Below are 26,709 nucleotides of genomic sequence, written 5' to 3'. Positions count from 1 at the left end.
GGGTCGTGCACCGGGGCGCGGCCTCACGTGTGGGCGGGGCGGCGCCCTGCGGGGAGCCCCTGGCGAACGGTTGCGTTCAGGGGGCGCATCCGCCATGGAGGAAGGCCTGGCCGCCCGAAGGCTCTTAGCATCCCCTTCAAGACTGCGTGAAATGTTCGAGGGGGAGCGACATGGCGCGTGTCGTGGGGATCGACTTGGGCACGACCAGTTCGGTCGTCGCCGCGCTCACCTGCACCGACAAGAGGTATGAAAAACCCTTCGTCATTCCCAACGCGGAGGGTTCCCGCACCACACCGTCCGTGGTCGCGTTCACCCCGAACGGCGAGACGTTGATCGGAGACGCGGCCAGGAGGCAGGCCGTCGTCAACGTCCAGGGCACCGTCTCCTCCGTCAAACAGCACATGGGTACCGACCGGACGTTCGCGTGCGGCGGCCGGACCTACGGGGCGAGCCGGATCAGCGCACTGATCCTGGGCAAGCTCAAGCGCGATGCCGAGGCGTACTTGGGCGAGGAGGTCACCGGTGCCGTCATCACCGTGCCGGCCCACTTCTCGCATGCCGCGCGCCTGGCCACCAGGGAAGCGGGCGAGCTCGCGGGCCTGCGGGTGCTTCGCATCATCAACGAGCCCACGGCTGCAGCCCTGTTCGACGGAATCGACCGCGACGACCAGACCGTGCTCGTCGTCCACTGCGGCGGCGGGACCTTCGACATCTCGTTGGTGGAGGTCGGTGACGGCGTCATCGAGGTCAAGGCGAGCGGCGGCGACGCCCGCCTCGGCGGTGACGACTGGGACATGGAGACGGCCCGGCACCTCGCCGCCCGCTTCAGGAGCCTGCACGGGGTGGACCCGGCGGCCGACCCGACGTCCCTGCGCCGGCTGTGCGAGGCCGCCGAGAAGGCCAAGGTCGAACTGTCGTCGGCCACCGAGGCCACGATCGAGGTGCCCTGTGTCGCCGCGTCCGCGCAGGGGCAGCTGCATCTGCACGACCGGTTGACACGGCACGAGTTCCAGCAGGTGACCCGGCCCCTTCTGGACCGGTGCGCGGCGCCCTTGGCTCAGGTGTTCGTGGATGCGGGTATCGCGGTGTCGGAAGTGTCCAGGGTCGTCATGACCGGAGGATCGACACGGATGCCCGCGATGATCTCCCTGCTCCGGGATCACTTCGGCGATCACGCCCCCGCCATGGTCACGCAGTCGAGCGAGAGCGTCGCGTACGGGGCCGCACTCCAGGCGGGAGTGCTCACGGGGGTCGTCCACGACATCCTGCTCCTGGATGCGACCGCTCGTTCCTTGGGGATCGCCATCCGAGGCGGCTCGATGAACAGGCTCATTGAGCGCAACACCACCATCCCGACGAAGCGGTCGGAGCTGTTCACACTGCCCCGGGACCTGGACGCGGCGACTGTACAGATCCCGATCCTGCAGGGAGAGAGCGAGACCGCGGCCGACAACGAGCAACTCGGTGTCCTGCGCCTCACCGATCTGACCAGGCCCGCGAACGGCGGGGCGGTGGACATCGAGGTGATGTTCGAAATCGACGGCAACGCCTTACTGCGCGCCTCGGCGACGGACTCGGCCACGGGCACGACGTGGTCGATGGACGCCGACGGCGTCTGCGCAGTGGAACGCACGCAGGTTCGACGGAAGCCCGCGGGGTCACCGGTCCGCAAGCAACAGCCGGCCCCCGCGCAACAGCCGGCCTACGAGCAACAGATGAGCGGTGCGCCGAGGCCCTTCGTCCTCTCGCTTCTCGCCGCTCTGGTGGCGCTGGGCCTCCTCGGTGGCGTCGTCTGGGCGTTGTGGTGACTAGGGGAAAGCCCGACTCCCGCAGGTGGGGGAAGGCGGCGAGCCACTCCCCTGTGGGGGCTTCGCGGAGAACTCGGGCTCCTGCGGTCACCCCTCCCGGCGCTCACGCCACTGTCGTACGACCTCTTCCACGTCGTACGGCTTCAGGCCCAGTGGCGGTCCCGGTGGCGGCCTGAACATCATCTCGCGGATCCTGGCGTTGATCTCGGTGATGATCTTGCGGACCGCGGGTTCGGAAGGGGCCTGGGCGGCGGCCGCGAGAGCGTCTTCCGCTTCCTTGCGCAGGGCCAGCGTCGGTGGCAGGACGGACATGCCCTCACGGGCCATCTTCTGCTTGATCCACCAGAGTTCGTCGTAGGTCGTGTCGTCGCTCTGCAGCGGTCGGCCCACGCCGGGCAGGGCCTGGAAGTCGCCGCGCGCCTCCGCGTCGCGGATCTGTTTGTCGACGAAGGACTCGAAGCTGACACCGGGTGGCTTTCGCTCGGTCATGACTCCATTGTGCCGGAGCCCGCACAACAGGACGATCCGGCGAATTATCATGCGGCGGCGGCGCGCCAAACGCGCCGTGCGCAGCGACAATTGGAGTTTGACCCGTTAGGAGCGGTACGTGCTCGAACTCACCATGGCCTCGGTCTCCGAGGCGGACGCCGGGGCGACGGCCGGCATGCAGATGGCCGACGCGCCCAGCGAGCCGGGCGGCGTGCTCCGGGTGGGCCGCGATCGGGCGGTGTGCCGTCTCGCGACACCCGACGACTGGCTCTTCGTCTCCCGCGTGCATCTGGAGTTCCTGTGCGCCCCCGACGGGAGCTGGCAGGTCACCTGGCTGCGCGGCTCGCACGCCGACCCGTCCTCCGAGGTGCGGCTGACCCTGCTCGGCCACCAGCCCTCGCCGCTCCCGTACGGCGGCACGGCGAAGCTCCCGCACGGCGGCTCCGGCGAACTCGTCATCTACGACCGCACGGGCCCCCGCAGCGTCAACGTGGGCTTCTACCACGAGGCCTGACGGGCCGGCCCCGACCCCGGCCCCGGGGACCAGGTCGGTCCAGGCCCCGGGGCGTGTCGGTCCGGATCCGGAGGCGAGGTCAGTCCAGCACCCGGGCCAGCGCGAAGCCGTCGTACCCCTTGCTGCCCACCGTCTGGATCGCCGTGCCGCTCAACTTCGGGTGCGCGGCGATGAGTTCGATGGCGGCCCGGGTGCCGCGGACGTCCGGCTCGGTGTTGTCGGCGTCGGCGACCCGGCCGCCGCGTACGACGTTGTCGACGACGATGACGCTGCCGCCCCGGGTGAGCCTGAGGGCCCACTCCACGTAGTGCGGGTTGTTGGCCTTGTCCGCGTCGATGAAGACCAGGTCGAACGGCTCGGGGTTCTCGTCGGTCAGCTTGGGCAGCGACTCCAGGGCCGGGCCGACCCGTACCTCGACGAGCCCGTCGAGCCCGGCGCGCGCGATGTTGCGGCACGCGACCTCCGCGTGCCGGGCGCTGTACTCCAGGGAGATCAGCCGGCCGTCGGCGGGCAGCGCCCGGGCCAGCCAGATGGTGCTGTAGCCGCCGAGGGTGCCGATCTCCAGGATGCGGCGGGCGCCCTGGATCTGGGCGAGGAGATGGAGGAACTTGCCCTGGTTGGCGGCGACGTCGATGGCCGGGAGTCCGGCCGCCTCGTTGTCGCGCAGCGCCGCCGCCAGGGCCTCGTCGTTCGGGGCGAGGTGGGTGGTGAAGTAGTCGTCGACGTCGTCCCAGGTCCGCGACTCGCTCATGAAGCTGTGCCTCCCGCGCCTTTCATCAGGACAGTTATTTAGATCAGCTAAGTAGGTGCGCTAATGAATATAGGCGCGGGGCAGGCCCTCTGTCAGCGGTTCCAGGGTGTGTTTCAGTCGTTCGGCCCGGGCTTCTGGTCGGCCGGCGCCGCGGGCGCCCCGGGCTGGTAGGCACCTGGCGGCATCGGCGCACCCTGCGGGTAGGCACCCGGCGGCATGAAGGCCGCGCCCGGCGGCGGCATGGGCGGCAGTTGCCGCTTCGCGTTGCGCCTGAGCACGATCGCGACCGCCACCGCCTTGATCGCCAGCACGGCGATGCCGATGCCGAACGACAGCAGCCAGCCGGGGATGCCCCACATGGTCCACATCTCGTCCACGTAGATGACCTTTCGATAGGTGTCGTCGGCCGCGGCCCGCCGCAGCGTGTGGTCGCCGGAGATCCGCTCCGGCCGCGGGAAGTCCTGCTCGACGGCGGTGAGGAAGTCCGTACCGCCCTCACGTGTTCCGCTGGTTGTCCGGCACCGCGCCGCAGCCGCAGGCGTACGCCGGTGCCACGAGCGACGCCAGCTGGAGCCCCAGCAGGGCGAGGACGACCACCAGCAGCCGTCCGCGAGCTTCGCGCCTCCCGTGCGCCCACTCCGCCGGACGCGTGCGCCCCCATACGAAACCCTTCATCCCCTCATCCCCCGTGCCCTCCTGCTGCACCGCTGACGTGCCGTCTTGCCCGCAGCCATGCTTCCAGGTGTTTGTCAGTGGCCTGTCACAACCCCGCTCGTGATGTGCATCTGTGACCCGCGTCGTGCCCTTGAGGGTGCGGGCAACCTTCCGCGCACTATCGTCATCCGGACAAAACAGGGGCGACTCTCAGGTGAAGAGGGGGTTGCCCGCGTCTCACAACCGGGACAGTGCGAGCCTTCTCGGTGGGACGTCAACGGGGCGGGAGGACGACAGCGCGTGGCGACGGAGCAGAGCAGACCGGGCGGTGCCGCCGGAGCGGGCTCGACGGCGGGCCGGCTGGGGACGGTACGGGCCGTGCTGTGGCTGGTCGCCGCGATCCTGGCGGTGCGACAGATCGCGGTCGTGCTGAACACGCCCAGGGGCGAGCGGCTGACGGATCTGGAGACCTGGGTCGGGCCCAGCGGCGTCCTGCACGTGAACGGCTCGCTGTACGACTCGACGCGGTTCACGGGCACGCCCTTCGGCGGCCTCGTCCTCAAGCCCCTCACCCGAATGGCCGAACAGGCGCTCGGCTGGGGCTGGACCTTCGGCACCCTCCTGCTGGTCGTCGCCCTCGGCCTGGTCGCCGCCCGCGCCCTGCCCCAGCCCGTCACCCGCCGTACGGCACTGCTCGCCGCCCCCGTCGCGGTCACCCTGCTGATGCTGTCGCTGCCGGTGCGCAACACGCTGTATCTGGGCCAGACCAGCATCCTCCCCGTCCTGCTCGTCCTCGCGGGCTGCTTCGCGGTCCGGGGCGAGCGCACCAGCGGGGTCTGCATAGGGCTCGCCGCGGCCTTCCAGCCGACCGTGCTGCTGTTCGTGCCGCTGCTGTGGTTCACCGGCCGCAAGCGCGCCGCCGCGAGCACCGGGATCACGTTCGCCGGGGCCACCGCGCTGGCCTGGGCCGCGATGCCGCACGACTCGTACACCTACTGGGTGCACCACCTCGCCGGCGTCGGCCTCGGCGGCCGTGCGGACGACCTCGCCAACCAGTCCCTGCACGGCGCGCTGCTCCGGCTCGGCCTGGAGGGCCCGCTGGAGATCGTCGTCTTCTTCGCGCTGGCCGCCGCCGTCTCCGTGCTCGGCATGCGGCGGGCCATCTACTACGCCCGGGACGGGCAGCTGCTGCTCGCGGTCGCCGTCACCGGCTGTGTCGTGGTCGCCGTCTCGCCGACGTCCTGGAAGCACCAGCTGCTGTGGGTGTTGCTCGCGGTGGTCGGCCGGGTCGGCAAAAATGCCTCGTCGCGTTACGTGTGGCCGGTCGCCGTCGTCCTGGTGATGACGCTGCCCGCGAAGATGATGGTGCCGAACGTGGGCGTTTTGCACGCGCCGCGTGACAACGTCGTCCTGCTGGCCGCGCTCGCCGCCGCGCTCGTCGTGCCGTTCCTGTCCCGCACCTCGGAGTACTACCGGGCGCCGATCCCCACGGAGTACGCCCCGAAGGCGGAGACCCGGTTCAGCTGGGCCCCGCTGCTGCGCCGGGTGGCGACCCGCCCGAACCTCCTCCTCGAACTGCTGCTGATCCGCGTCACGTACGCCGCCTATCAGCGCACCCGTCTGGAGGCCACCGGCAGCCGGGCCGCCGCCGAGGACCACGCCGGGCAGGTCCTCGCCGTCGAGAAGGCCCTGTTCATGGACATCGAGCACTGGGTCAACCACACGGTCGTCAAGATCGACTGGCTGCGGGACTTCTTCGACTTCTACTACACGTCGTTCCACTTCGTGGTCCCGATGACCGTCCTCGGCGTTCTCTACTGGCGCCGCCCCGCCGACTACCGCTGGGCCCGCACGGCCATCGGCTTCACCACGGTCCTCGCGCTCGTCGGCTTCTTCTTCTACCCGCTGGCGCCGCCGCGCCTGATGCCCGGCCTCGGCATCATCGACACGATCCACGGCGTCCAGGACTTCTCCCAGCCGGACTACGGCAAGCTCACCGAACTCGCCAACCAGTACGCGGCGATGCCGTCCCTGCACTTCGGCTGGTCCCTGTGGTGCGGGCTCACGATCGCGCTGGTCGCGCCCAAGGTGTGGATGAAGGTGCTGGGCCTGATGCACCCCTTCTTCACGCTCCTGGCGATCGTGGCGACGGGCAACCACTGGATCCTCGACGCGGTCGGCGGCGCGGCGGTGGTGGGCGCGGGCTTCGGCCTGACGTACCTCCTGACCGGCCCTCGCACCACCGCGCCCCGAATGGGGCGCGGGGAACTGCGCGAGCAACCACAGACGACCGACCGACTCGCCGCGGCCGCCCAGCGTAACGGTGGCGGAGTGGACGGAGACCGCGGAGGCAGGGGCGGGGTGTAGGGGCGGTAGCTGCTCGCCAAGGAGTGCGCATGGGGTCGAATTAGCTCGATCGTGTGATGGTCGGCTTCCGGGCTGGCGTTGTCCTGGGCTGTTTGGGTTGGCGTGATCGTGCGATCTGCGATCTGCGATCTGCGATCTGGGATCTGGGATCTGGGACGCGGGGTACGGCGTCAGCGTGCGGGGCCCCCTGTTTCACGGGTGTGATGGTTCAGGGCCTCTCCGTCGCCTCTGGCTGTACCTGTGTGGCCAGGTCGTGCAGGGCTGTGTCCATCAGCGGCCTCCGGCCGCGGGGGCCTCCCGGGCCCGGACCACGCACAGGATGCGTGTGGTCGCCCCGGGGTCGAGTAGGCCGGGGACCAGCTCGCCCAGGACCGTTCGGGGCGCGCGGCTGAACGGGCTCACTCCCGCTCGGTCCACAGGAACGGTGAAGCCCCTGCCTCCAGCAGGACGGGCCGACGGCGCCGGGAGGCCGTCGGCCCGAGCACAGCGGGGTGGGGCGGTCAGGCCGTGGTCACCTGGAGGTGCTTGACCCCGTTGATCCAGGCGGAGCGCAACCGGCTCGGTTCGCCGGCGAGCCTGAGGTTCGGCATGGCGTCGGCGATCGCGTTGAAGATGAGGTTGATCTCCAGGACGGCCAGGGACTTGCCCAGGCAGAAGTGCGGGCCCCCGCCGCCGAAGCCGAGGTGGGGGTTGGGGTCCCGGGTGATGTCGAAGGTGTCCGGGTTCTCGAAGACGTCCGGGTCGTGGTTGGCGGAGGCGTAGAAGATGCCGACGCGGTCGCCCTTCTTGATCAGTTTGCCGCCGAGTTCGACGTCCTGGGTGGCGGTGCGCTGGAAGGAGTTGACCGGGGCGGCCCAGCGGACGATCTCCTCGGCCGCCGTCGCCGGGCGCTCACGCTTGTAGAGGTCCCACTGGTCGGGGTGGGTGAGAAAGGCGTGCATGCCGTGGGTGATCGCGTTGCGGGTCGTCTCGTTGCCCGCGACCGCCAGCATCAGCACGAAGAACCCGAACTCGTCGGAGGCGAGGTTCCCCTCGTCCTCGGCGGCCACCAGCGTGGTCACGATGTCCTTCGCCGGGCACTGCTTGCGGTCGGCGGCCATGTTCATGGCGTACGCGATGAGTTCCATCGCCGACTGCTGGCCGACCTCCTCGGTGATGGCGTACTCCGGGTCGTCGTACGAGATCATCCGGTTCGACCACTCGAAGATCCGGATGCGGTCCTCCTGCGGGATGCCGATCAGCTCGGCTATGGCCTGCAGGGGGAGTTCGCAGGCGACCTCCGTGACGAAGTCGAAGGGGCCGGGATGGGCGACGGCCTCCCGGGCGATGTTCAGGGCACGGTGGCGCAGGTTGTCCTCCAGCGCGCGGATCGCCCGCGGGGTGAAGACGCGCTGCACGATCTGGCGGACACGGGTGTGCTCCGGCGGGTCCATGTTCAGCAGGATCAGGCGCTGGGCGTCGATCGCGTCGCGCTCGATGTGCTCGTTGAAGCGGATGATCGCGGTGTTGACCGTCGAGGAGAACAACTCCGGATGCGTGGAGACGTACTTGACGTCCGCGTGCCGGGTGACGGCCCAGTAGCCGTCGTCCGCGAAGCCCGCGATGCCGGGTGCCTGCGGGACCCAGTGGACCGGTTCCGTGCGGCGCAGTTCGGCGAACTCCGGGAGAGGGACACGGTGGTGCAGCAGGTCGGGGTCGGTGAAGTCGAACCCGTCGGGCAGCGCTGGACAGGGCATCGGCAACTCCTGACGGCGCATCAGATACAGGGAATTGCGGTGACCGTAGTAACGGGTTCTACAACTAGCAAGGGGTACGGGCTTTTCAGTTGCCGCACGCCCCTTGCGGTCGCGCAGTCACGCTCAGCAGACTGCTCAAGAGAACTAGAACGCGTACTAGTTCTGCGTGGCGGGCCGGGCCGGGACGCCCCGCGCCGCGCGGGTAACCGTTGAGAGGATTCCCCATGGCCGCGGAACCCGTGATCGTCGAAGCCGTACGCACCCCCATCGGCAGGCGCGGTGGCGCGCTCGCCAACCTGCACCCCGCCTACCTGCTGGGCGAGACCTACCGTGAACTCCTCGGCCGCACCGGCATCCCCGCCGACTGCGTCGAGCAGATCGTCGGCGGCACGGTGACCCACGCCGGCGAACAGTCCATGAACCCCGCGCGCACGGCCTGGCTGACCATGGGCCTGCCGTACGAGACGGCCGCGACGACCGTCGACTGTCAGTGCGGCTCCTCGCAGCAGGCGTCGCACATGGTGGCCAACATGGTCTCGGCGGGCGTCATCGACGTCGGGATCAGCTGCGGGGTCGAGGCCATGTCCCGGGTGCCGCTCGGGTCGGGGTCCAAGCACGGGCCCGGGAAGCCGTTCCCGGAGGAGTGGAACGTCGACCTGCCGAACCAGTTCGAGGCGGCGGAGCGGATCGCCCGGCACCGGGGGCTCACCCGGGAGAACGTGGACGCGCTGGGGCTGATCTCCCAGGAGCGGGCCGCCGCCGCGTGGGCCGAGGAGCGGTTCAAGAAGGAGACGTTCGCTGTCCAGGTGCCGACGACCGAGGCGGAGCAGGGCGCCGGGCAGGGCATGTGGCGGCTCGTCGACCACGACGAGGGGCTGCGCGACACGTCCATGGAGGCGCTGGCCCGGCTCAAGCCGATCATGCCGACGGCGATCCATACGGCGGGCAACTCGTCCCAGATCAGCGACGGCGCGGCGGCGATCATGTGGGCGTCGAAGCGGATGGCCCGCGCGCTGAAGCTGCGGCCCCGGGCGCGGATCGTGGCCCAGGCTCTCGTGGGCGCCGACCCCCACTTCCACCTCGACGGGCCGATCGACGCGACCAAGGCCGTGCTGGGGAAGGCCGGGATGTCGCTCAAGGACATCGACCTGGTCGAGATCAACGAGGCCTTCGCGTCGGTGGTGCTGAGCTGGGCGCAGGTCTTCGACCAGGACCTGGCGAAGGTCAACGTCAACGGCGGCGCGATCGCCCTCGGGCACCCGGTGGGCGCGACGGGCGCGCGGCTCATCACGACCGCGCTGCACGAACTGGAGCGGACCGACAAGGAGTTCGCGCTGGTGACGATGTGCGCGGGCGGCGGGCTGGCGACCGGGACGATCATCCAGCGGTTGTGACCCGCCGCCGGTCGACTGTCGGCCGGCGGCCGTCCGGCCGATGTCCGGCGCCCTGAGACGGAAATGGCCCTGCTGGTCGTCCCGCGGCCAGCAGGGCCCTCCCCCGTGGCGGCAAGTCCCCCGTGCCGCCCTTGTCCCCCGTGGCGGCTGGTCGTGCCGCCCCTTTCCCTTCCCCCGTGAGCGGCAAGTCCCCCGTGGCCGTGCCGCTCCGTCCCCCGTCGTGTGCGGCCCCCGTACCGCCCACACCACTGATTTCACCGGGTCGCGCATTGTTAGGCAGGGGTGTCGAGCATGCCAAACAATGGCTGGACGCGATCTCTCCGCTTAGGTGGCCGGATGCGTACGTTGGTTGTCCGGGACGGTGTGGGTGTGGCGGGAGGGGATCAGCGCGGTGGCGGGTCGTCGTGAGGTGCCGGTCGATCCGGGGGCCGGGCCGGTGCAGCGGTTCGCGTTCGAGTTGCGGAAACTGCGGACCGAGGCGGGCGGTCGCACCTACCGGGCGATGGCCGGGCAGGCGGGCTATTCGATCACCACCCTCTCCCAGGCGGCGGGCGGCGAGCAGTTGCCCACGCTGCCGGTGGCCCTGGCCTTCGTGCGGGCCTGCGGGGGCGACCCGGCGGAGTGGGAGATCCGGTGGCACCAGGCGGTCGAGGAGGCCGCCGCGTTCGACCCGGAGAACGACGGGACGGGCGGGGAGCCGCCGTACCGGGGACTCGCCCGGTTCGAGACCGACGACAGCGGCCTCTTCTTCGGCCGGGACCGGCTCACCGCCGAGCTTGTCGGGCTGCTGCGTCGCCGACGGTTCGCGGCGGTCTTCGGTCCGTCGGGGATCGGCAAGTCCTCCCTGCTGCGCGCCGGTCTGATACCCGTCCTCCGGGAGTCGCAGGAGCGGGACCCGCGCTTGTCCGGGATTCGGATCCTGACGCCCGGCGACCAACTGGCCCGCACGTACGACCTTCTGCTGGACGCGAGGGACAGCCGCCGGGGCGGCGGCGAGGGCGGCAGTGACGGCGATGGTGGCGGCGAGGGCGGCGGCGAGGGCCGCGGCGAGGGCGGCAGTGACGGCGATGGTGGCGGTCGGAGGGGCGACAACGACAGCGACGGTGACACGCTCGTGGTCGTCGACCAGTTCGAGGAGGTTTTCACCCTCTGCCACGACGCGGCGGAACGGGCCCGTTTCATCGACCTGTTGCTGACCGCGCGCGAGCCGCAGAGCCGGTTGCGGGTGCTGTTGGCGGTGCGCGCGGACTTCTACGGCCGGTGCGCCGAGCACCGTGAGCTGGCCGAGGCGCTGGGGGACGCCAATCTGCTCGCCGGGCCGCTGAGTTCGGAGGAGCTGCGCGAGGTCGTCGTCAAGCCGGCCGCGGCCGCCGGGCTGACCGTGGAGCGGGCGCTGACGACGCGGCTGGTCGAGGTGATCACCGACGCGCCCGGCGGGCTGCCGCTGCTGTCGCACGTACTGCTGGAGACATGGCGGCGGCGCCGGGGCAAGACGCTGACCCTGGCCGGGTACGAGGCGGCCGGCGGACTGGACGGGGCGATCGCCAAGACCGCCGAGGACGTCTACAGCCGGTTCACCGAGGGCGAGGCGGCCACGGCACGCCGGGTGCTGCTGCGGCTTATCTCCCCGGGCGACGGCACGCCCGACACGCGTCGGCCCGCCGGCAGGGCCGAGCTGGAGACCACGGGCACCGGTCGGGAGGAGGTCGCCGAGGTCCTTGAGGCGCTCACCCGGGCGCGGCTGCTCACCCTCGACGGCCCGATCGTCGAAGTCGCCCACGAGGCGCTCATCACCGCCTGGCCTCGTCTGCGCGGCTGGATCGAGGAGGACCGGGACCGCCTGCGCGCCCACCGGCAACTGACCGAGGCGGCCCGCGCCTGGGAGGAGTTGGGCCGCGACGCGGGCGCGCTGTACCGGGGGAGCCGGCTCGTCACGGCTCGGGAGTACTTCGGGGGCCCGCGCCACACCGACGACCTGACCGACCAGGAAGCCGCCTTCCTCACCGCCGGCCTATCCGCCCTCGACCAGGAAGAACGCGCCAGAGCCAGGACCACCCGCCGCCTGCGCGCCCTCGTCGGCTCCCTCGCCTGCCTCCTCGCCCTCGCCCTGACCGCCACGGCCGTCGCCTACTGGCAGCGCCAGAGCGCCCTGGACGCCCAACGCGACGGACTTTCCCGACAGTTGGCCGCGCAGTCCGCCGCCCTGCTGGAGAGCGACACCGACCTCGCCTCGCTCCTGGCCATCAAGGCGTACCGCACGAGCCCCACCCGCGAGGCCACGCGGAGCCTGTACGCCGCCGCGGCCGTCCCGCTCGAACGCCGGCTGACCGGACACGCCGGAACCGTGTCCGCCCTGGTCTACAGCCCCGACGGGAAGACCCTCGCCAGCGGCAGTTTCGACGGCACGGTACGGCTGTGGGACCCGGCGACCGGACGTACCCGGAACGTGCTCACCGGCCGTACGGACGAGGACGACCCCGACCTCGTGCGCACCGTGGCCTTCGGCCCGGACGGCAGGACCTTCGCCACCAGTCACAACGACGAGGCACGGCTGTGGGACCTGGACACCGGACGGGTACGGGCATCGGTCGCCGTCCGTGAGCCCGACGACGACAACATGGCGGCGGTCGGCTTCGATCGCGACGGCCGCGCGCTGGCCGTCGCGGAGGGCGGGCAGGTACTGGACGTGGCCACCGGCCGCGTCGCGACCACCCTCGAGGGCCCCACCGGTCTGGAGATGGCGGTGGCGTTCAGCCCCGACGGACGCACCCTCGCCACCAGCACCCGGGACCACACCGCGCAACTGTGGGACCTGGACACCGGAAGAGTGCTGTCCACCCTCAAAAGCAGTACGGGAGTGGTCAGTTCACTCGCGTTCGACTCCGAAGGGAAGATCCTGGCCACCGGTACCGAGGACGGCACCGTACATCTGTGGGACGTGGCCGACGGCAAGCAGCGGACCACCCTCACCAGTGCCAGCAGCCGCGTCGAGTCGATGGCGTTCAGCCCGGACGGGAAGACCCTGGCCGCCGGCAGCTACGACAGCACCGTACGCCTCTGGGACCTCGGCACCGGCCGCTCCGACACCACGCTCACCGGCCACACCAGCCCCGTGATGTCGGTGGTGTTCAGCCCTGACGGCAACGACCTGGTGGCGGGCAACGAGGCCGACAGGTCCGGCGGCGGCGACGTCAGCGTCCGACTGTGGAACGCGGGCACGAACCGTCCCCGCGCCACGCTGGATGTTCCCGACGGTGACCTGGAGTCCGTGGCGTTCAGCCCCGACGGCGACACCCTCGTCACCAGCAGCGTCCGGACCACCGACGACTTCAGCGAGATCACCAGCACGGTACGGCTGTGGGACACGGCCACCCGCCGCACGCGAGCCGTACTCGACGAGGGTCTGACCCATGTGGGGCCGGTCCTCTTCAGCCCCGACGGCAGGACGCTCGCCCTCACCAACGACGTCCGGGCGCAGCTGTGGGACGTCCGCACCCGGCGCCTGCGGACCACTCTCCCCAGCCGCTTCGTCAACGGCATGGCGTTCAGCCCCGACGGCCGCACGCTGGTGACGGTGGGCGACGGCCTCGTGCTGTGGGACACCGGGACCGGGCGTCCCCGCGCCGAACTTCCCAAGGTCGAAGACGGCTCGCAGCTGGCCTTCAGTCCCACGGGCGACGTCTTCGCCACGACCGGAGGCCAGGAGGGGGAGATCCGGCTACGTGACGCCTCCACCGGCCGTATCCGGACCAGGCTCACCGAACCTGCCGGCCGGGCCACGCCGAAGGGCGCCGAGGGCGACCTCGCCCTGATGTTCAGGCAGGTGGAGTCGATGGCGTTCAGCCCGGACGGCCGCACCCTCGCCTCCGCCAACGCCGACGGCAAGGTACGGCTGTGGAACATCGAGACGGGAGACCTCGACGCGACGTTGACCGTGAGCCTCACGGAGGGCCCGGTGGAACTGGCGTTCAGCCCGGACGGCCGTACGCTGGCCACTGCCGCCGGCAGCTCGGTACGGCTGTGGGACACCGCCACGAGGTACGCCCGCGCGACCCTCCCCGGAGGGGGCGCCGCGCGGCTGGCGTTCAGCCCGGACGGGCGCACCCTCGCGGTCGGTGACTACGAGGACCGCCTACGCCTGTGGGACGCGGCCCTGCCTCTCCCGGCCAAGGCGATCACCAACATCTGCCGGGCGGTCCACCGCGACCTCACCCAGCAGGAGAGGGCCTTGTACCTGCCGGACCAGGATTCAGGCGGCGTGTGCTGACGCGGCCCAGCCGAGGAAGGAGCTGAACGCGACGGGGTCCAGGGTGAGTTGGGGGCCCACCGGGTTCTTGGAGTCGCGGATGGCGATGGTGGGGGAGGGGGTTTCGGTGATCTCTACACACTCGCCGCCCTGGTCGCCGCTGTGCGACGACTTGCGCCAGGCCAGGGGGCCGAGGGGCGCGCATTCGATGCATTGGCCGCCTTGGTCGCCGCTGTAGCTGGACTTACGCCACTGGATCCCGACCGGATTCACGTTGGCCCCCATAGCGTTCCTCCATCACACGTCGGATTAGCTCCGCCGAGTCCCCGAGGGAGAGCGCAGCGGCCTGCAGATGATCGTAACGGAGCGAGCAGTCCCTGGCGGTTGCTCGATCGGCGGTCGGATGCCCACGGCCGTAGCCCTCGGTGTAAACGATGGCTGGGTCGCGCTCGAAGCGATAGAGGTCGAACGAGCCTTGTAGTCCGACGTGTGCTCCGGCCGAGAACGGCAGGACTTGGATGTTGATCCGGGGGTTGTTCTCGGACGCCAACAGTTTCCGCAGTTGGCCTCGCATGACGTCTGCGCCGCCGATCTCTTGATAGAGCGCGGCCTCGCTGAGGATGGCCCAGAACGTGGGCGGTTCCTCCTTTTCGAAGACGCGCTGGCGGGCCAGCCGTACAGCGACTCGGTCGTCGAGATCGGACCGGTCAAGGCTGCCCAGCACGGCCCTTGCGTACTTCTCCGTCTGGAGGAGACCGAGGACCATGTGTGTCTGGAACGAGCAGATCTCGGTGGCTCGCACTTCCAGCTCAGCCACCTGCTGGAACCAGGCGGGAAGTTGATGGCGCATCACCAGCACGGCCAGCCGGGACAGCAGCCCGCCCGTCTCCAGCGCCACATCCACCCGTTCGCTGAACTCCAGCGTCGGGCACTTTCTCGCCGTCTCGATCTGGCCAACCAGCGACTCGGTGTACCCGAGGATGTCCCCCAATTGCTTCTGCGTCAGGCCCGCGGCCTCGCGGCAGCGCCGCAACTCGAAGCCGTAGTAGTCCAGTGGTGAGGCGCCGGGATCGAGGGTGTGGATCTGGGTCACGTGCGGTCCCCTCTGCTGAGCTTCAACTCACTCTTTAACAGGTTGTGTCCGATCTGTAGCTGACAGTAGCCGCGACGGGGCAGTCTTGTAGCGTGAACGCACACTTTCCCCCCTTCCTCCTGGGTGCTCCACCGGCCCAGTACCGGATCTGCCTCACCGTCGGTGAGCACTCCGCGCATCACCTCCGCCGGATCGTCCGCTCGTATCTCGACGAGTGGGCGATGGCGGAGCTGGCCGACGCCGTGGAACTGGGCGTGACCGAGCTGCTCGCCAACGTCGTACGACATGTCCCGGACCGGCGCTGCACGCTGCTGTTGCTGCGGGCGGGCGCCGGAGTCCGGGTGGAGGTCGGTGACGGATCGGCTCAACTCCCCGTCGTACGGGACGACGTGCCGCCGGACTCGGAACGCGGTCGCGGGCTGACGCTGTTGGGCGCGGTGTCCGACAAGTGGGGGGTGGGGCCCAGGGGTGCCGGAGGCAAGACCGTGTGGTTCGAGTGCCGGATAAGGCGGTGACTGAAGCGGTCGCCGACGCTCAGCGGGGGATGACGAAGACGGCGGCCCCGGGGATCGGGGGCCGCCGCCTTCGGTCTGGGCCGGCTGGGCCGGCTGCGTCAGCCGTGCCGGTGGTGCGGGTGGTGCCGGTGGTGCTGGATCAGTACCAGTTGTTGGCCTGCCAGAAGTTCCACGCGCCACAGGGGCTGCCGTAGCGGTCCTTCATGTAGTCCACGCCCCACTTGATCTGGGTGGCGGCGTTGGTCTTCCAGTCGGAGCCGGCGGAGGACATCTTCGAGCCGGGGAGCGCCTGGACCAGGCCGTAGGCACCGGAGGACGCGTTCGTCGCGTTGACGTCCCAGTCGCTCTCGTGGTCGACGATGTTGGAGAAGCACTTGTACTGGCCCGAGTCCGCGATCATCTTCTTCGCGACAGCCTGAGCCTGAGAGGCCTCCGACGCGGCCTGGGCGGGCGCGGCGGTGAACAGGGCACCGGTGGCGGCAGCGGCCAGGGTGACACCGGCGAGGGCCTTCTTCGGGGAGGCGATGCGGCGGAGGACGGAGACGGTCACGGGGAGCCTTTTCTTCGGGGACATGGCCGTCGCGGGCATGCCTTCACCACGTGATGTGCGGTGGGGGCGTGCGTCGGCGCCGAGGCCCGGGTGGGCACGTCGGCGCCGTTGCGACTCATCCAGAGAAACAGCCGGAGCGGCCGTCCGCAATGACCCCTTTTGCTAGTTGTGGTCGTATGCGTCCCGACGGCCCTCTCTGTGACGTGGCTCTCAAAGCGCAGGTCAGCGCGGATAAGGCCGTGTGCATGCCATGCACTTCGATCTACGACCCCGGTTCGTATGTGACATGGGTCCTGTGGGGTGGTTCACGGCTCACGTAGCGGACGGTGGGCGGTGCCTCACGTGGGGGTCATCGGGTGGGCGGGGTGAAGGTGACCGCGCTCTCGAAGGCGGCCCTGCGGGTGGCCCGGCGCAGTGCCTTCAGGACACCGTACGGGCGTGATGACGACCCGGTCCCTCTAGCTGCCGGTAGTAAAAAGCCTGAGGGCCGTCTGTGCGCCGGGATAGGTTCGGGCCATGCGTACGGGGAGACTGCTCGGGGCGGGGCGCACGGCCGACGTGTACGAACTCCACGACGACGAAAGCGAGTCCGGAACGGACGGGCACGGCGCCCTCGCCGACCTCGGCGGAGCCGGCGCCCCCGACGGACTGGACGACCGTGACGGAGTCGACGGACATACCGGACCCGGCGGCCGCGGCAGGGTCGACGGGCCTGCGGGGCCCGGCGAGCGCGACGGAGGCGATGCGGTCGGCGGGGACGACGGGCAGGGCGGAGTCGGCGGACCCGGCGTGCAGGACGGAGTCAACGGACCCGGCAGGCGTGACGGAGCCGGCGGACTCGCCGGACCCGGTGGTCCCGCCGGAGCCTGGGTGTTGCGGCGCTACCGGGACGGCTGGGGGGACGCGGCCGCCGAGGCCGAGGTCATGGAGTACGTGCGGGGTCACGGGTACCCCGTCCCGCGCGTGCGCTCGGCGACCCGTACGGAGATGGTGCTGGAGCGGCTGTCCGGGCCGACGATGCTGGAGGCCTTCGGCGCCGGCCGACTCGACCCGGCGCAGGTCGGCGCCACCCTGGCCCGCCTCCTGCACGCCCTGCACGCCCTCCCGCCTCGCAACCACGACCTCTCCACGCCCTGCGCCCAGGCCGTATCCGCGCCCCACGGCCAAGCCGCCCCCGCATCCCGCGTCCTCCACCTGGACCTGCACCCCGAGAACGTCATCGTCACGCCCCACGGCCCCCAGGTCATCGACTGGAGCAACGCCGAGGAGGGACCCCCCGGTCTCGACTGGGGCATCTCCGCGATGATCCTCGCCCAAGTCGCCGTCGACACCGCCGACTTCCGTGCCGAGATGGCCCACGCCACCCTCGTCTCCCTCCTCGCCCACCAGCCCGACGGTCCCTCCGCCCTGACGGAAGAGGGCCTCGTAGAGGCGAGGCGACGCCGGGCGGTCAACCCGACGATGACCGTGCACGAAGTGGAACTCGTCGAAGCCGCCGAGGAGTTGATCCGCTCCCTCACGGATCCGGGGACGGCGGCCTGAGGGCACGGTGAGCCGGGTGCCTGCGAACCGCACCTGCCCGCGACGGCCCCACCATCAGGGCGCCGGTCCCGATGAACGCCCCCTCACACCGCCGCATACGTCACCGGATCGCTCCCCGCCACCGCCTCCGCCCGCCCCAGCTTCACCAGTCGCCGCAGATGGGCCTCCGCCTCGGAGACCGCGATGTTGCGGGAGCCGAAGGGGATCTGGGGCCAGGGGCGGTTCCACTCCATGCGTTCGGCGAGTTGCCACGGGGTGAGGGGAGAAGCGAGGAGGGTGAGCAGGCCGGTGAGCCGGGACTCGTGGTGGGCCAGCAACTCCCGTACGCGGGCGGCGGTGTCGGTGAACGCGTACTGGTGGGCGGGGAGAACCTCGGCGGGGGCGAGGCGGCCGACGCGTTCCAGGGAGTCGAGGTAGTCGCCGAGCGGGTCGGTGACGGTGTCGTCGTCCGGGTCCTCGTAGAGCCCGATGTGCGGGCTGATCTCGGGGAGGAGGTGGTCGCCGGAGAACAGGCGGCCGTGGCCCGGGAGTTGGGAGGGGTGCGACTCCTCCAGGTGGAGACAGACGTGTCCGGGCGTGTGGCCCGGCGTCCAGATCGCGCGGACGCGGCGGCCGGGGAGGTCGAGGAGTTCGCCGGGGACGATCTCGCGGTCGGGGAGCGCGGGGGAGAAGCCGGGCAGGGCGTGGGGGCGGCGAGGAGTGCGGAGAGGGGCGAGGTGTTCCTCGGGGGCGCCCGCGGCCGTGAGCTTGTCCGTCATGTAGGAGTACCAGCGGTCCGGGCCGGTCCCGCGCGTGCGCCGCACGATCGCCGTGTCCGCCGCGTGCATCGCGATCCACGCCCCGGACGCCTCGCGCACCGCGCCCGACAGACCGTGGTGGTCGGGGTGATGGTGCGTGATCACGACCCCGTGGATCTCCGCGACCGACGTACCGCACGCCGCCAGACCCGCGGCGAGCGTGTCCCACGACGCCGGGTCGTCCCAGCCGGTGTCGACGAGGACCGGCCCGCGGTCGGTGTCGACGACGTACACGAGGGTGTGGCCGAGCGGGTTGTCCGGGATGGGGACCTTGATGGACCGTACGCCTCCGTCGTGATCGGTCACGTGTGTCATGGGGTCACTATAACTAGAACGGGTTTCACTAGGGATGCGTGTGGGAGTGCGCGAGCGCCCCCACCGACCGGCGGTCAACCCGCCGACGACCCGCCGACAACCCGCGCACAAGCCGCGCACAAGCCGCGGACAACATGGACTCCTCCCGCTGGAACTGGTATCAGTTCCCTATTCGAACCTGACGGTACGTCAGGGAAGTGGCTCCGGGAGGCAGCGGCCATGACCGAGCTCGTGGAACACGGACAGCTGTTCATCGGCGGGGAGTTGACCGACCCCCTGGGCGCGGACGTCATCGAGGTGGTCTCGCCGCACACGGAGGAGGTCATCGGCCGCGTCCCGCACGCATCGCGCGCGGATGTCGACCGGGCCGTGGCCGCCGCGCGCCACGCCTTCGACCACGGCCCCTGGCCACGGATGACCCTCGACGAACGCATCGAGGTCGTCGCCCGGATCAAGGACGCCTTCGCCGTACGCCACGAGGAGTTCGCCCGGATCATCAGCTCCGAGAACGGCACCCCGTTCACCTCCAGCGTGATGGTGCAGGCGCTCGCCTCGATGATGGTGTGGGACGCGGCGATCACGACGGCGCGCGGATTCACGTACGAGGAACGGCGGGACGGCGTGCTCGGCAAGATCCTCGTCCGGCGCGAGCCGGTCGGGGTGGTCGCGGCGGTCGTCCCCTGGAACGTCCCGCAGTTCACCGCCGCCGCGAAGCTCGCCCCCGCCCTCCTCGCCGGCTGCCCGGCCATCCTGAAGGTGTCGCCCGAAACCCCGCTGGACGCCTACCTGTTGGCGGAGATCGCCGCCGAGGCAGGCCTGCCCGAAGGGGTGCTCTCCATCCTCCCCGCCGACCGCGAGGTCAGTGAGTACCTGGTCGGACACCCGGGCGTCGACAAGGTCTCCTTCACCGGCTCGGTCGCCGCCGGCAAACGGGTCATGGAGGTCGCCGCCCGCAACCTCACCCGCGTCACCCTGGAGCTGGGCGGCAAGTCGGCGGCCGTGATCCTGCCGGACGCGGACGCGCAGACGGCCGTCAACGGCATCTCCCCCTTCGCCTGGATGATCAACGGCCAGGCCTGTGTCGCCCAGACCCGCATCCTCGTCCCGCGCTCCCGCTACGACGAGTTCGCCGAGGCCTTCGCGGCCGTCGCCGCCGCGCTCAAGGTCGGCGACCCCCTCGACCCGGCCACCGAACTCGGCCCCCTCGTCGCCCAGCGCCAGCAGCGCCGCAGCCTCGACTACATCCGCATCGGCCAGGAGGAGGGCGCCAAGATCCTCACCGGCGGCGGCCGTCCCCCCGGCCTGGAACACGGCTGGTACGTCGAACCGACCCTCTTCGGCGACGTCGACAACTCCATGCGCATCGCCCGCGAGGAGATCTTCGGCCCGGTGATCTGCCTCCTCCCGTACGGCGACGAGGCCGAGGCCGTAAGCATCGCCAACGACTCCGACTACGGCCTCAGCGGCAGCGTCTGGACCGCTGACGACGAGCACGGCATCGACATCGCCCGCCAGGTCCGCACCGGCACCTACTCCGTCAACACCTTCAGCCTCGACATGTTCGGCCCCTTCGGCGGCTACAAGAACTCCGGCCTGGGGCGGGAGTTCGGCCCCGAGGGCTATGGCGAGTACCTGGAGCACAAGATGATCCACCTGCCCGCCGGATACGAGCCGTCGGCCGCCGCCGGGGAGGCATAGGCATGGGCGACCGCTGGCATGTGGAGGTCGACCGCTCCCTCTGCATCGGCTCCGCCCAGTGCACCCACCTCGCCCCGGACACCTTCCGCCTCGACTCCGCCATGCAGTCCCACCCCACCGACCCGGAGACCGACGCCCACGAACGCATCCTGAAGGCGGCGGAGGGCTGCCCGGTGGAGGCGATCGCGATCGCCCTGCTGGGCAGCGGGGAGCCGGTGTTCCCGCCGGAGGAGTAGAGGCCTACGCTCTGCGGTCGGCACAGGAACGATCGGGAGAACAGGGCGGGGAAACGTGCGGAAGTCCGAGGCAGAGGAGCTGATCAACCAGGCGTACGCGGCCTGGGACGCCGAGGAGTGGCAGCGCGCCGCCGACCTCTACGAACAGGTGCTCGCTCATTTCCCGGACGAGAAGTCGAGCGCGGCGTGGTGGTACGACGCCGCCCTCGGCCACAAGTTCCTGCGCAACTGGGACAAGGCGTACGAACTCGGTGTCCAGGCCGCCGCCCGCTCACCGCGTGGCGAGGGCGACCCCGCGTACTGGAACCTCGGCATCGTGGCCACGATGCGCCGCGACTGGGCCACCGCCCGTGACGCCTGGACCGGCTTCGGCATCGAGCTGCCCGACGGCGAGGGCGAGATCAACGGCCGCTTCGGCCACGCCTGCGTGCGCCTGGACACCGACGGCCGACGCGAGGTGGTCTGGATCGAGCGGCTGTGTCCGACGCGCGGGCGCGTGATGAACGTGCCCGTGACCGGCGGTCGTCGCTACGGAGAGATCGTCCTCCACGACGGTCAGCCCAACGGTGAACGCGTCGTCGACGGCTCGGCCTACCCCGTCTTCGACGAACTGCTTCTCTTCGAACCGTCCGGCCTGCCCACGTTCCAGGTGACGGTCGCGGCCGGCGAACCCGCCGACCTGGAGGCCCTCACCATCCTGTTCGCCGATCACGACTTCGGCGCGGAGCCCGCCAGCAGTGTGGTGACGCACTGCGCCTGCTGCAGCGAGGGCACCATCCACAAGGAGCGCGCCACCACCCACACCGGTGCCCAGCGTGTCTCCCTGGCGGCCCCGGAGGGCGAGGTCCGGCGACTGCTCGACCGATGGGCGGGGGAGAAGGCGATCGGGCGCAGCTGGAGCGGGCTGGAGGCCGTGGGCTAGAGGCGACCCGCTCTCTACCTTATTGTCCGAAAAAAAACCTGTCTGAGGGGTTGTATTCCCGCATGAGTGTTATATCGTAGAAATCAGCCTACGAGACGAGTGAGGGAGCCGACCGGAGTAGCCGACAGTGGCGAGAGATGGTAGATCCGCCGGTGCCGACGTCGACGGTCGGGCTGAGAGGCCGGAAGGTAGCAGGACAGGGCCTGATGGCGACCCCAGCACCTGATCCGGGTAATACCGGCGCAGGGAACCCGTCTCGTAGGTCTTTTCGTGTGCGCGGGCCCCGGTCGGGGCCCTAATTCTTGCGCCGGTCCGGCGCCGTCAGGTCGATCAGGCGGCACACCGTCTCGATGTCGATCTTCACCTGGGCGATGGAGGCGCGGCCGGAGAGCCAGGTGATGAGCGCCGAGTGCCAGGTGTGTTCGATGACGCGGACCGCCGACAGCTGCTCCGCGCTCGGGTTCTCCAGGCCCATGGCGTCGAGGATGATCGCGGTGGTCTGGTGGGAGACCTGGTCGACCTCGGGGCTGACGCTGCGGTCGGCGAAGGTGAGGGCGCGGACCATGGCGTCGGCGAGGTGGGGTTCGCGCTGGAGGGCGCGGAAGGCGCGCATCAGGGTCTCGGCGACGCGCTCGGCGGCCGTCTCGCCGGTCGGGGGCTTCTTGCGGAGCGTGCCGTGCATGTGCTCCAGCTGGGCCTGCATGGTGGCGACCAGCAGGTGGATCTTGGAGGGGAAGTAGCGGTAGAGCGTCCCTAGGGCGACCTGGGAGGACTCGGCGACCTCGCGCATCTGTACGGCGTCGAAACCGCCCCGGCTGGCCAACTGGGCGCTCGCGTGCAGGATGCGGCGCCGACGGGCCTCCTGCCGCTCCGTGAGGGGCGGCGAGTCCGGTCGCACGGTGCTGGCTTCCACCTTGACTTCCGCAGGCATGGGTCTCGTTCCGTGACAGTCGTGACGGTCGGTGAGGGTATGCGATCAAATAGCATGCCAGGGCGGGTGCCGTGGCGTGAATCACCTGATCCACCTCTCACAGCGGTTCTACCAGCCGGTAGATTCAGAGCCTCTTGAACGATCAACTCTGAAACTTGTTCTAGATTACCGTCTCGTCGTAACCTCACGGGAAATCGCAGTGAGAAGGGGGCCAGGAGTGACCGCTGAGGCCAGTCAGGCGGGGTCCCGGCATGACCTAGCCGCCGACGGCGAGCGACCGCTCAACATCGCGCTCCTCACCTATAAAGGGAACCCGTTCTGCGGGGGTCAGGGCGTCTACGTACGGCACCTCTCGCGCGAGCTGGCCCGCCTCGGCCACCGGGTCGAGGTGATCGGCTCCCAGCCGTACCCCGTGCTCGACGAGAACGCCGCTCCCGGCGACGGTCCGGGCGGGATCTCCCTCACCGAGCTGCCCAGCCTCGACCTCTACCGGCAGCCCGACCCCTTCCGCACCCCGAAGCGGGACGAGTACCGCGACTGGGTCGACGCCCTCGAAGTGGCGACGATGTGGACCGGCGGATTTCCGGAGCCGTTGACCTTCTCGCTCCGCGCCCGCCGCCATCTGCGCGCCCGGCGCGGCGAGTTCGACGTCGTCCACGACAACCAGACGCTCGGGTACGGGCTGTTGGGCGATGTGGGCGCGCCGCTCGTCACCACCATCCACCACCCCATCACGGTCGACCGGCAGTTGGAGCTGGACGCGGCCGAGGGGTGGCAGCGGCGGATGTCCGTGCGCCGCTGGTACGCGTTCACGCGCATGCAGAAGCGCGTCGCGCGGCGGCTGCCGTCCGTGCTCACCGTCTCCGGCACCTCCCGCCAGGAGATCGTCGACCACCTCGGCGTACGCGACGACCGTATGCACGTCGTGCACATCGGCGCCGACACCGACCTCTTCTCGCCGAATCCGGCCGTGGCGCAGGTGCCGGGCCGGATCGTCACCACCTCCAGCGCGGACGTGCCGCTCAAGGGGCTCGTCTTCCTCGTCGAGGCGCTCGCCAAGGTGCGCACCGAGTACCCCGCCGCCCACCTGGTCGTCGTCGGCAAGCGGCCCGCCGAGGGCCCGGTCGCCCAGGCCGTCGAGCGGTACGGCCTCGAAGGCGCCGTCGAGTTCGTCAAGGGCATCTCGGACGCCGAGCTGGTCGACCTGGTCCGCTCGGCCGAGGTCGCCTGCGTCCCCTCGCTGTACGAGGGGTTCTCGCTGCCCGCCGCCGAGGCCATGGCCACCGGTACGCCGCTGGTCGCCACCACCGGCGGGGCCATACCGGAGGTCGCCGGACCCGACGGCGAGACCTGCCTCGCGGTGCCCCCGGGCGACCCGGGCGCACTGGCCGCCGGACTGAGCCGGCTCCTCGGTGACCCGGAACTCCGGCGGCGGCTCGGCCGCGCGGGGCGCGAGCGCGTGCTCCAGCGGTTCACCTGGGCGCGGGCCGCCGAGGGCACGGTGGCCCACTACCGCGAGGCGATCGCCCGCGCGGAGGGGCGCCCGGCGGGGGCCGCCGCGAGCGCCGTACCGGCGGCGGACCAAGCTGTCGAAGCCCGCGAGGCCGTCGAGGTCGTCGAAGCCCGCGAGGCTGTCGAAGTCGTCGATGAAGTAGTCGAGACCAACCGCGAAAGCGCCAACCGCGAAAGCAGGGCCACGTGCTGACCGTCGATTTCTCCCGGTTCCCGCTCGCCCCGGGGGACCGGGTCCTGGATCTCGGCTGTGGAGCGGGCCGGCACGCCTTCGAGTGCTACCGGCGCGGCGCCCAGGTCGTGGCCCTCGACCAGAACGGCGAGGAGATCCGCGAGGTCGCCAAGTGGTTCGCGGCGATGAAGGAGGCCGGGGAGGCCCCCGAGGGCGCGACCGCCACCGCGATGGAGGGCGACGCCCTCGCGCTGCCCTTCCCCGACGAGTCCTTCGACGTCGTCATCATCTCCGAGGTGATGGAGCACATCCCCGACGACAAGGGCGTACTCGCCGAGATGGTCCGGGTGTTGAGGCCCGGCGGCCGCATAGCCATCACCGTCCCGCGCTACGGCCCCGAGAAGGTCTGCTGGGCGCTCTCCGACGCCTACCACGAGGTCGAGGGCGGCCACATCCGCATCTACAAGGCGGACGAGCTGCTGGCCAGGATCCGCGAGGCGGGCCTCAAGCCGTACGGCACCCACCACGCGCACGCCCTGCACTCGCCGTACTGGTGGCTGAAGTGCGCGTTCGGCGTCGACAACGACAAGGCACTGCCCGTGCGGGCGTACCACAAGCTGCTGGTCTGGGACATCATGAAGAAGCCGCTGGCCACCCGGGTCGCCGAGGAGGCGCTGAACCCGCTGATCGGCAAGAGCTTCGTGGCGTACGCGACCAAGCCGCACCTTCCCCGGGTCGCCGAGGAAGCCGGACCTTCCGAGGGAGCCGGATCCTCCGAGGAAGCCGGGACCAAGGCCGGGGCGGACACCAAGTGACCACACCCCGGACAGAACACCTGGTCCTGCCCGGGGTCCTCACCGCAGAGGAGGCCGCCGCCACCGTGCGCGGCATCCTCGCGGTGCAGCGCGCGGACGGTGCCATCCCGTGGTTCCGCGGGCACCACCTCGACCCGTGGGACCACACCGAGGCGGCCATGGCCCTGGACGCGGCCGGCGAGCACGAGGCCGCCGAGCGCGCCTACGAATGGCTGCGCCGGCACCAGAACGAGGACGGCTCCTGGTACGCCGCGTACGCCGACGGGGACGCCGACGACGTCACCGACCGCGGCCGCGAGACCAACTTCGTCGCGTACATAGCCGTCGGCGTCTGGCACCACTACCTGGCCACCGGCGACGACACCTTCCTCGACCGCATGTGGCCCGCCGTGTACGCGGCGATCGAATGCGTCCTGCGCCTCCAGCAGCCCGGCGGCCAGATCGGCTGGAAGCGCGAGGACGACGGCACGCCGGTGAACGAGGCCCTGTTGACGGGCAGTTCGTCGATCCATCACGCGCTGCGCTGCGCGCTCGCCATCGCCGAACAGCGCGAAGAGCCGCAGCCCGACTGGGAGTTGGCGGTCGGCGCGCTGCGGCACGCGATACGCCGGCACCCCGAGCGGTTCCTCGACAAGGACCGCTACTCGATGGACTGGTACTACCCCGTGCTCGGCGGCGCGCTCACCGGAATCGAGGCCAAGTCCCGTGTCGAGGAAGGCTGGGACCGTTTCGTCGTGCCCGGCTTCGGCGTCCGCTGTGTGGACCCCAATCCGTGGGTGACCGGCGGCGAGTCGGCCGAACTCGCCCTGGCGCTCTGGGCGATGGGCGAGTCCGACCGCGCCCTGGACATCCTCCAGTCCATCCAGCACCTCCGCGACGCCGACTCCGGCCTGTACTGGACGGGTTACGTCTTCGAGGACCAGGCCGTCTGGCCCGAGGAACTGACCTCCTGGACCGCGGGATCCCTGCTGCTGGCCGTGGCCGCGTTGGGCGGCGACGAGGCGACGTGCGCGGTCTTCGGCGGGGAGCGTTTGCCGCGCGGGCTGGACGACTTCGACGACTCGGAGTGCTGTTGAGCCGAGGGGTGCGTGCCGGTGCCTTCAGGGGCGCGGGGAACTGCGCGAGCAACCGCAGTCGACCCGCACCCACCCCACGATCCTGACCGTACGAGCTCTCCCGCGCCGCTCGGAGAGCTCAGTGCCGGTACATCCGATTGGCGATCGCGTGCCCAAGGAACAGATACACGACGGCCGCCAGGCCGTAGCCGGCCACAACTCGCGCCCACTGCTCGTCGAACGTGAACAGGTCGTGCGACCAGCCGGCGAGCCAGCGGGCCGCGTCATGGATGAACTGCACGAAGTCGTTCGTGCCGTTCGCGCCCAACAGGTACATCAGAATCCACAGGCCGAGGATGAAGGCCATGATGTCGGCGACGATCGCTATGATCCGGCCCGCCTGGTTGGAGCCGCTGTTTCGAGGCATGCCGTACGGGTTGCCCGCTTGCCCTCGATGAAACCTCGGCCGTCCGTCGACGGCCTTCTCGACGGCCCCTCGCCGGACTAGGGCGTGTTTCGGAAGTCCCTTCTGCTCTGCGACGCCCGGCACGCACTCTCGCCGCACCGGACGAAAGACCAAGTACGCCCAGTACGAGG

At 70.5% G+C, this 26,709-nt stretch carries 24 protein-coding genes and 1 riboswitch; of the genes, 13 read left to right on the top strand and 11 right to left on the bottom strand.

Annotated features, from left to right (window positions below; translation table 11 throughout):
- Positions 1-170 precede the first annotated feature (170 nt).
- Positions 171-1,808, top strand: coding sequence for an Hsp70 family protein (locus ACFU53_RS31105; RefSeq protein ID WP_383999670.1), 1,638 nt, complete (start codon positions 171-173; stop codon positions 1,806-1,808).
- Between the two features lie 87 nt (positions 1,809-1,895).
- On the opposite strand, the gene ACFU53_RS31100 is transcribed toward ACFU53_RS31105, so the two are convergent.
- Complete coding sequence (locus ACFU53_RS31100; protein WP_383999668.1) at positions 1,896-2,297, bottom strand: DUF1992 domain-containing protein; 402 nt, start codon at positions 2,295-2,297, stop codon at positions 1,896-1,898.
- Between the two features lie 118 nt (positions 2,298-2,415).
- On the opposite strand from ACFU53_RS31100, the gene ACFU53_RS31095 reads away from it, so the two are divergent.
- On the top strand, positions 2,416-2,811 hold the full coding sequence (locus ACFU53_RS31095; protein ID WP_033527320.1) for an FHA domain-containing protein: 396 nt from the start codon (positions 2,416-2,418) through the stop codon (positions 2,809-2,811).
- Between the two features lie 79 nt (positions 2,812-2,890).
- Here the strand turns inward: ACFU53_RS31095 and ACFU53_RS31090 are convergent, their stop codons facing one another.
- The 3 genes from ACFU53_RS31090 to ACFU53_RS31080 form a co-directional block, all read right to left on the bottom strand.
- Positions 2,891-3,562, bottom strand: a complete 672-nt coding sequence (locus ACFU53_RS31090; RefSeq protein ID WP_383999665.1) for an O-methyltransferase — start codon at positions 3,560-3,562, stop codon at positions 2,891-2,893.
- A gap of 113 nt (positions 3,563-3,675) precedes the next feature.
- Positions 3,676-3,939: a hypothetical protein gene (locus ACFU53_RS31085; RefSeq protein WP_383999662.1), complete on the bottom strand. Its 264-nt coding sequence runs from the start codon at positions 3,937-3,939 to the stop codon at positions 3,676-3,678.
- Between the two features lie 118 nt (positions 3,940-4,057).
- A complete protein-coding gene (locus ACFU53_RS31080) occupies positions 4,058-4,237 on the bottom strand; it encodes a hypothetical protein (protein WP_383999659.1) in 180 nt (59 codons plus the stop codon).
- A 279-nt stretch (positions 4,238-4,516) separates the two neighbouring features.
- Here ACFU53_RS31080 and ACFU53_RS31075 point away from each other — a divergent pair, with 279 nt between their 5' ends.
- Positions 4,517-6,583, top strand: coding sequence for a bifunctional glycosyltransferase 87/phosphatase PAP2 family protein (locus ACFU53_RS31075; RefSeq protein ID WP_383999656.1), 2,067 nt, complete (start codon positions 4,517-4,519; stop codon positions 6,581-6,583).
- Positions 6,584-7,083: 500 nt separating this feature from the next.
- Here the strand turns inward: ACFU53_RS31075 and ACFU53_RS31070 are convergent, their stop codons facing one another.
- Entirely contained in the window at positions 7,084-8,319 is a 1,236-nt protein-coding gene (locus ACFU53_RS31070) for a cytochrome P450 (protein ID WP_383999653.1), read from the bottom strand.
- A gap of 224 nt (positions 8,320-8,543) precedes the next feature.
- Between ACFU53_RS31070 and ACFU53_RS31065 the strand changes: the two genes are divergently transcribed.
- Positions 8,544-9,713: a steroid 3-ketoacyl-CoA thiolase gene (locus ACFU53_RS31065; RefSeq protein ID WP_383999650.1), complete on the top strand. Its 1,170-nt coding sequence runs from the start codon at positions 8,544-8,546 to the stop codon at positions 9,711-9,713.
- 391 nt (positions 9,714-10,104) lie between these two features.
- Positions 10,105-13,980, top strand: a complete 3,876-nt coding sequence (locus ACFU53_RS31060; RefSeq protein WP_383999647.1) for a hypothetical protein — start codon at positions 10,105-10,107, stop codon at positions 13,978-13,980.
- Here the strand turns inward: ACFU53_RS31060 and ACFU53_RS31055 are convergent.
- Positions 13,963-14,244, bottom strand: coding sequence for a DUF397 domain-containing protein (locus tag ACFU53_RS31055; protein WP_383999645.1), 282 nt, complete (start codon positions 14,242-14,244; stop codon positions 13,963-13,965). The genes ACFU53_RS31060 and ACFU53_RS31055 overlap by 18 nt on opposite strands.
- A complete protein-coding gene (locus tag ACFU53_RS31050; protein ID WP_383999642.1) occupies positions 14,204-15,052 on the bottom strand; it encodes a Scr1 family TA system antitoxin-like transcriptional regulator in 849 nt (282 codons plus the stop codon). The genes ACFU53_RS31055 and ACFU53_RS31050 overlap by 41 nt, the downstream gene beginning before the upstream one ends.
- A gap of 92 nt (positions 15,053-15,144) precedes the next feature.
- Between ACFU53_RS31050 and ACFU53_RS31045 the strand changes: the two genes are divergently transcribed.
- Positions 15,145-15,567: an ATP-binding protein gene (locus ACFU53_RS31045; RefSeq protein WP_383999639.1), complete on the top strand. Its 423-nt coding sequence runs from the start codon at positions 15,145-15,147 to the stop codon at positions 15,565-15,567.
- A gap of 139 nt (positions 15,568-15,706) precedes the next feature.
- On the opposite strand, the gene ACFU53_RS31040 is transcribed toward ACFU53_RS31045, so the two are convergent.
- A complete protein-coding gene (locus tag ACFU53_RS31040) occupies positions 15,707-16,117 on the bottom strand; it encodes a lytic transglycosylase domain-containing protein (RefSeq protein ID WP_383999636.1) in 411 nt (136 codons plus the stop codon).
- A gap of 516 nt (positions 16,118-16,633) precedes the next feature.
- Between ACFU53_RS31040 and ACFU53_RS31035 the strand changes: the two genes are divergently transcribed.
- Positions 16,634-17,659 (top strand): phosphotransferase, encoded by a 1,026-nt coding sequence (locus tag ACFU53_RS31035; RefSeq protein WP_383999632.1) that lies wholly within the window; start codon positions 16,634-16,636, stop codon positions 17,657-17,659.
- A gap of 83 nt (positions 17,660-17,742) precedes the next feature.
- On the opposite strand, the gene ACFU53_RS31030 is transcribed toward ACFU53_RS31035, so the two are convergent.
- Positions 17,743-18,771, bottom strand: coding sequence for an MBL fold metallo-hydrolase (locus ACFU53_RS31030; RefSeq protein ID WP_383999630.1), 1,029 nt, complete (start codon positions 18,769-18,771; stop codon positions 17,743-17,745).
- Between the two features lie 219 nt (positions 18,772-18,990).
- Here ACFU53_RS31030 and ACFU53_RS31025 point away from each other — a divergent pair, with 219 nt between their 5' ends.
- Genes ACFU53_RS31025 through ACFU53_RS31015 form a run of 3 tightly spaced genes read left to right on the top strand, consistent with a single transcriptional unit; the run spans position 18,991 to position 21,627 of the window.
- Positions 18,991-20,469, top strand: a complete 1,479-nt coding sequence (locus tag ACFU53_RS31025; RefSeq protein WP_383999627.1) for an aldehyde dehydrogenase — start codon at positions 18,991-18,993, stop codon at positions 20,467-20,469.
- Positions 20,470-20,471: 2 nt separating this feature from the next.
- The gene (locus tag ACFU53_RS31020; RefSeq protein ID WP_383999624.1) at positions 20,472-20,705 is read left to right on the top strand and encodes a ferredoxin; all 234 of its coding nucleotides are present in this window, start codon (positions 20,472-20,474) and stop codon (positions 20,703-20,705) included.
- Positions 20,706-20,760: 55 nt separating this feature from the next.
- Complete coding sequence (locus ACFU53_RS31015) at positions 20,761-21,627, top strand: tetratricopeptide repeat protein (protein ID WP_383999621.1); 867 nt, start codon at positions 20,761-20,763, stop codon at positions 21,625-21,627.
- A gap of 91 nt (positions 21,628-21,718) precedes the next feature.
- Positions 21,719-21,893: riboswitch (TPP riboswitch) on the top strand.
- A 29-nt stretch (positions 21,894-21,922) separates the two neighbouring features.
- On the opposite strand, the gene ACFU53_RS31010 is transcribed toward ACFU53_RS31015, so the two are convergent.
- Positions 21,923-22,558, bottom strand: coding sequence for a TetR family transcriptional regulator (locus ACFU53_RS31010; protein ID WP_383999618.1), 636 nt, complete (start codon positions 22,556-22,558; stop codon positions 21,923-21,925).
- 217 nt (positions 22,559-22,775) lie between these two features.
- Between ACFU53_RS31010 and ACFU53_RS31005 the strand changes: the two genes are divergently transcribed.
- From ACFU53_RS31005 to ACFU53_RS30995, 3 genes are read left to right on the top strand one after another with little or no spacing between them, the layout of a single operon-like run.
- Positions 22,776-24,263, top strand: coding sequence for a glycosyltransferase family 4 protein (locus ACFU53_RS31005; protein WP_383999614.1), 1,488 nt, complete (start codon positions 22,776-22,778; stop codon positions 24,261-24,263).
- A complete protein-coding gene (locus ACFU53_RS31000; RefSeq protein WP_383999611.1) occupies positions 24,257-25,057 on the top strand; it encodes a class I SAM-dependent methyltransferase in 801 nt (266 codons plus the stop codon). The genes ACFU53_RS31005 and ACFU53_RS31000 overlap by 7 nt, the downstream gene beginning before the upstream one ends.
- Complete coding sequence (locus ACFU53_RS30995; protein WP_383999608.1) at positions 25,054-26,133, top strand: prenyltransferase; 1,080 nt, start codon at positions 25,054-25,056, stop codon at positions 26,131-26,133. The genes ACFU53_RS31000 and ACFU53_RS30995 overlap by 4 nt, the downstream gene beginning before the upstream one ends.
- A gap of 118 nt (positions 26,134-26,251) precedes the next feature.
- On the opposite strand, the gene ACFU53_RS30990 is transcribed toward ACFU53_RS30995, so the two are convergent.
- Complete coding sequence (locus tag ACFU53_RS30990; protein WP_383999605.1) at positions 26,252-26,539, bottom strand: hypothetical protein; 288 nt, start codon at positions 26,537-26,539, stop codon at positions 26,252-26,254.
- Positions 26,540-26,709: the final 170 nt, after the last annotated feature.

This window comes from Streptomyces sp. NPDC057474 (assembly GCF_042802555.1).
Taxonomy (GTDB): Bacteria; Actinomycetota; Actinomycetes; order Streptomycetales; family Streptomycetaceae; genus Streptomyces.
This window is presented reverse-complemented; position numbering and strand designations above follow the sequence as displayed.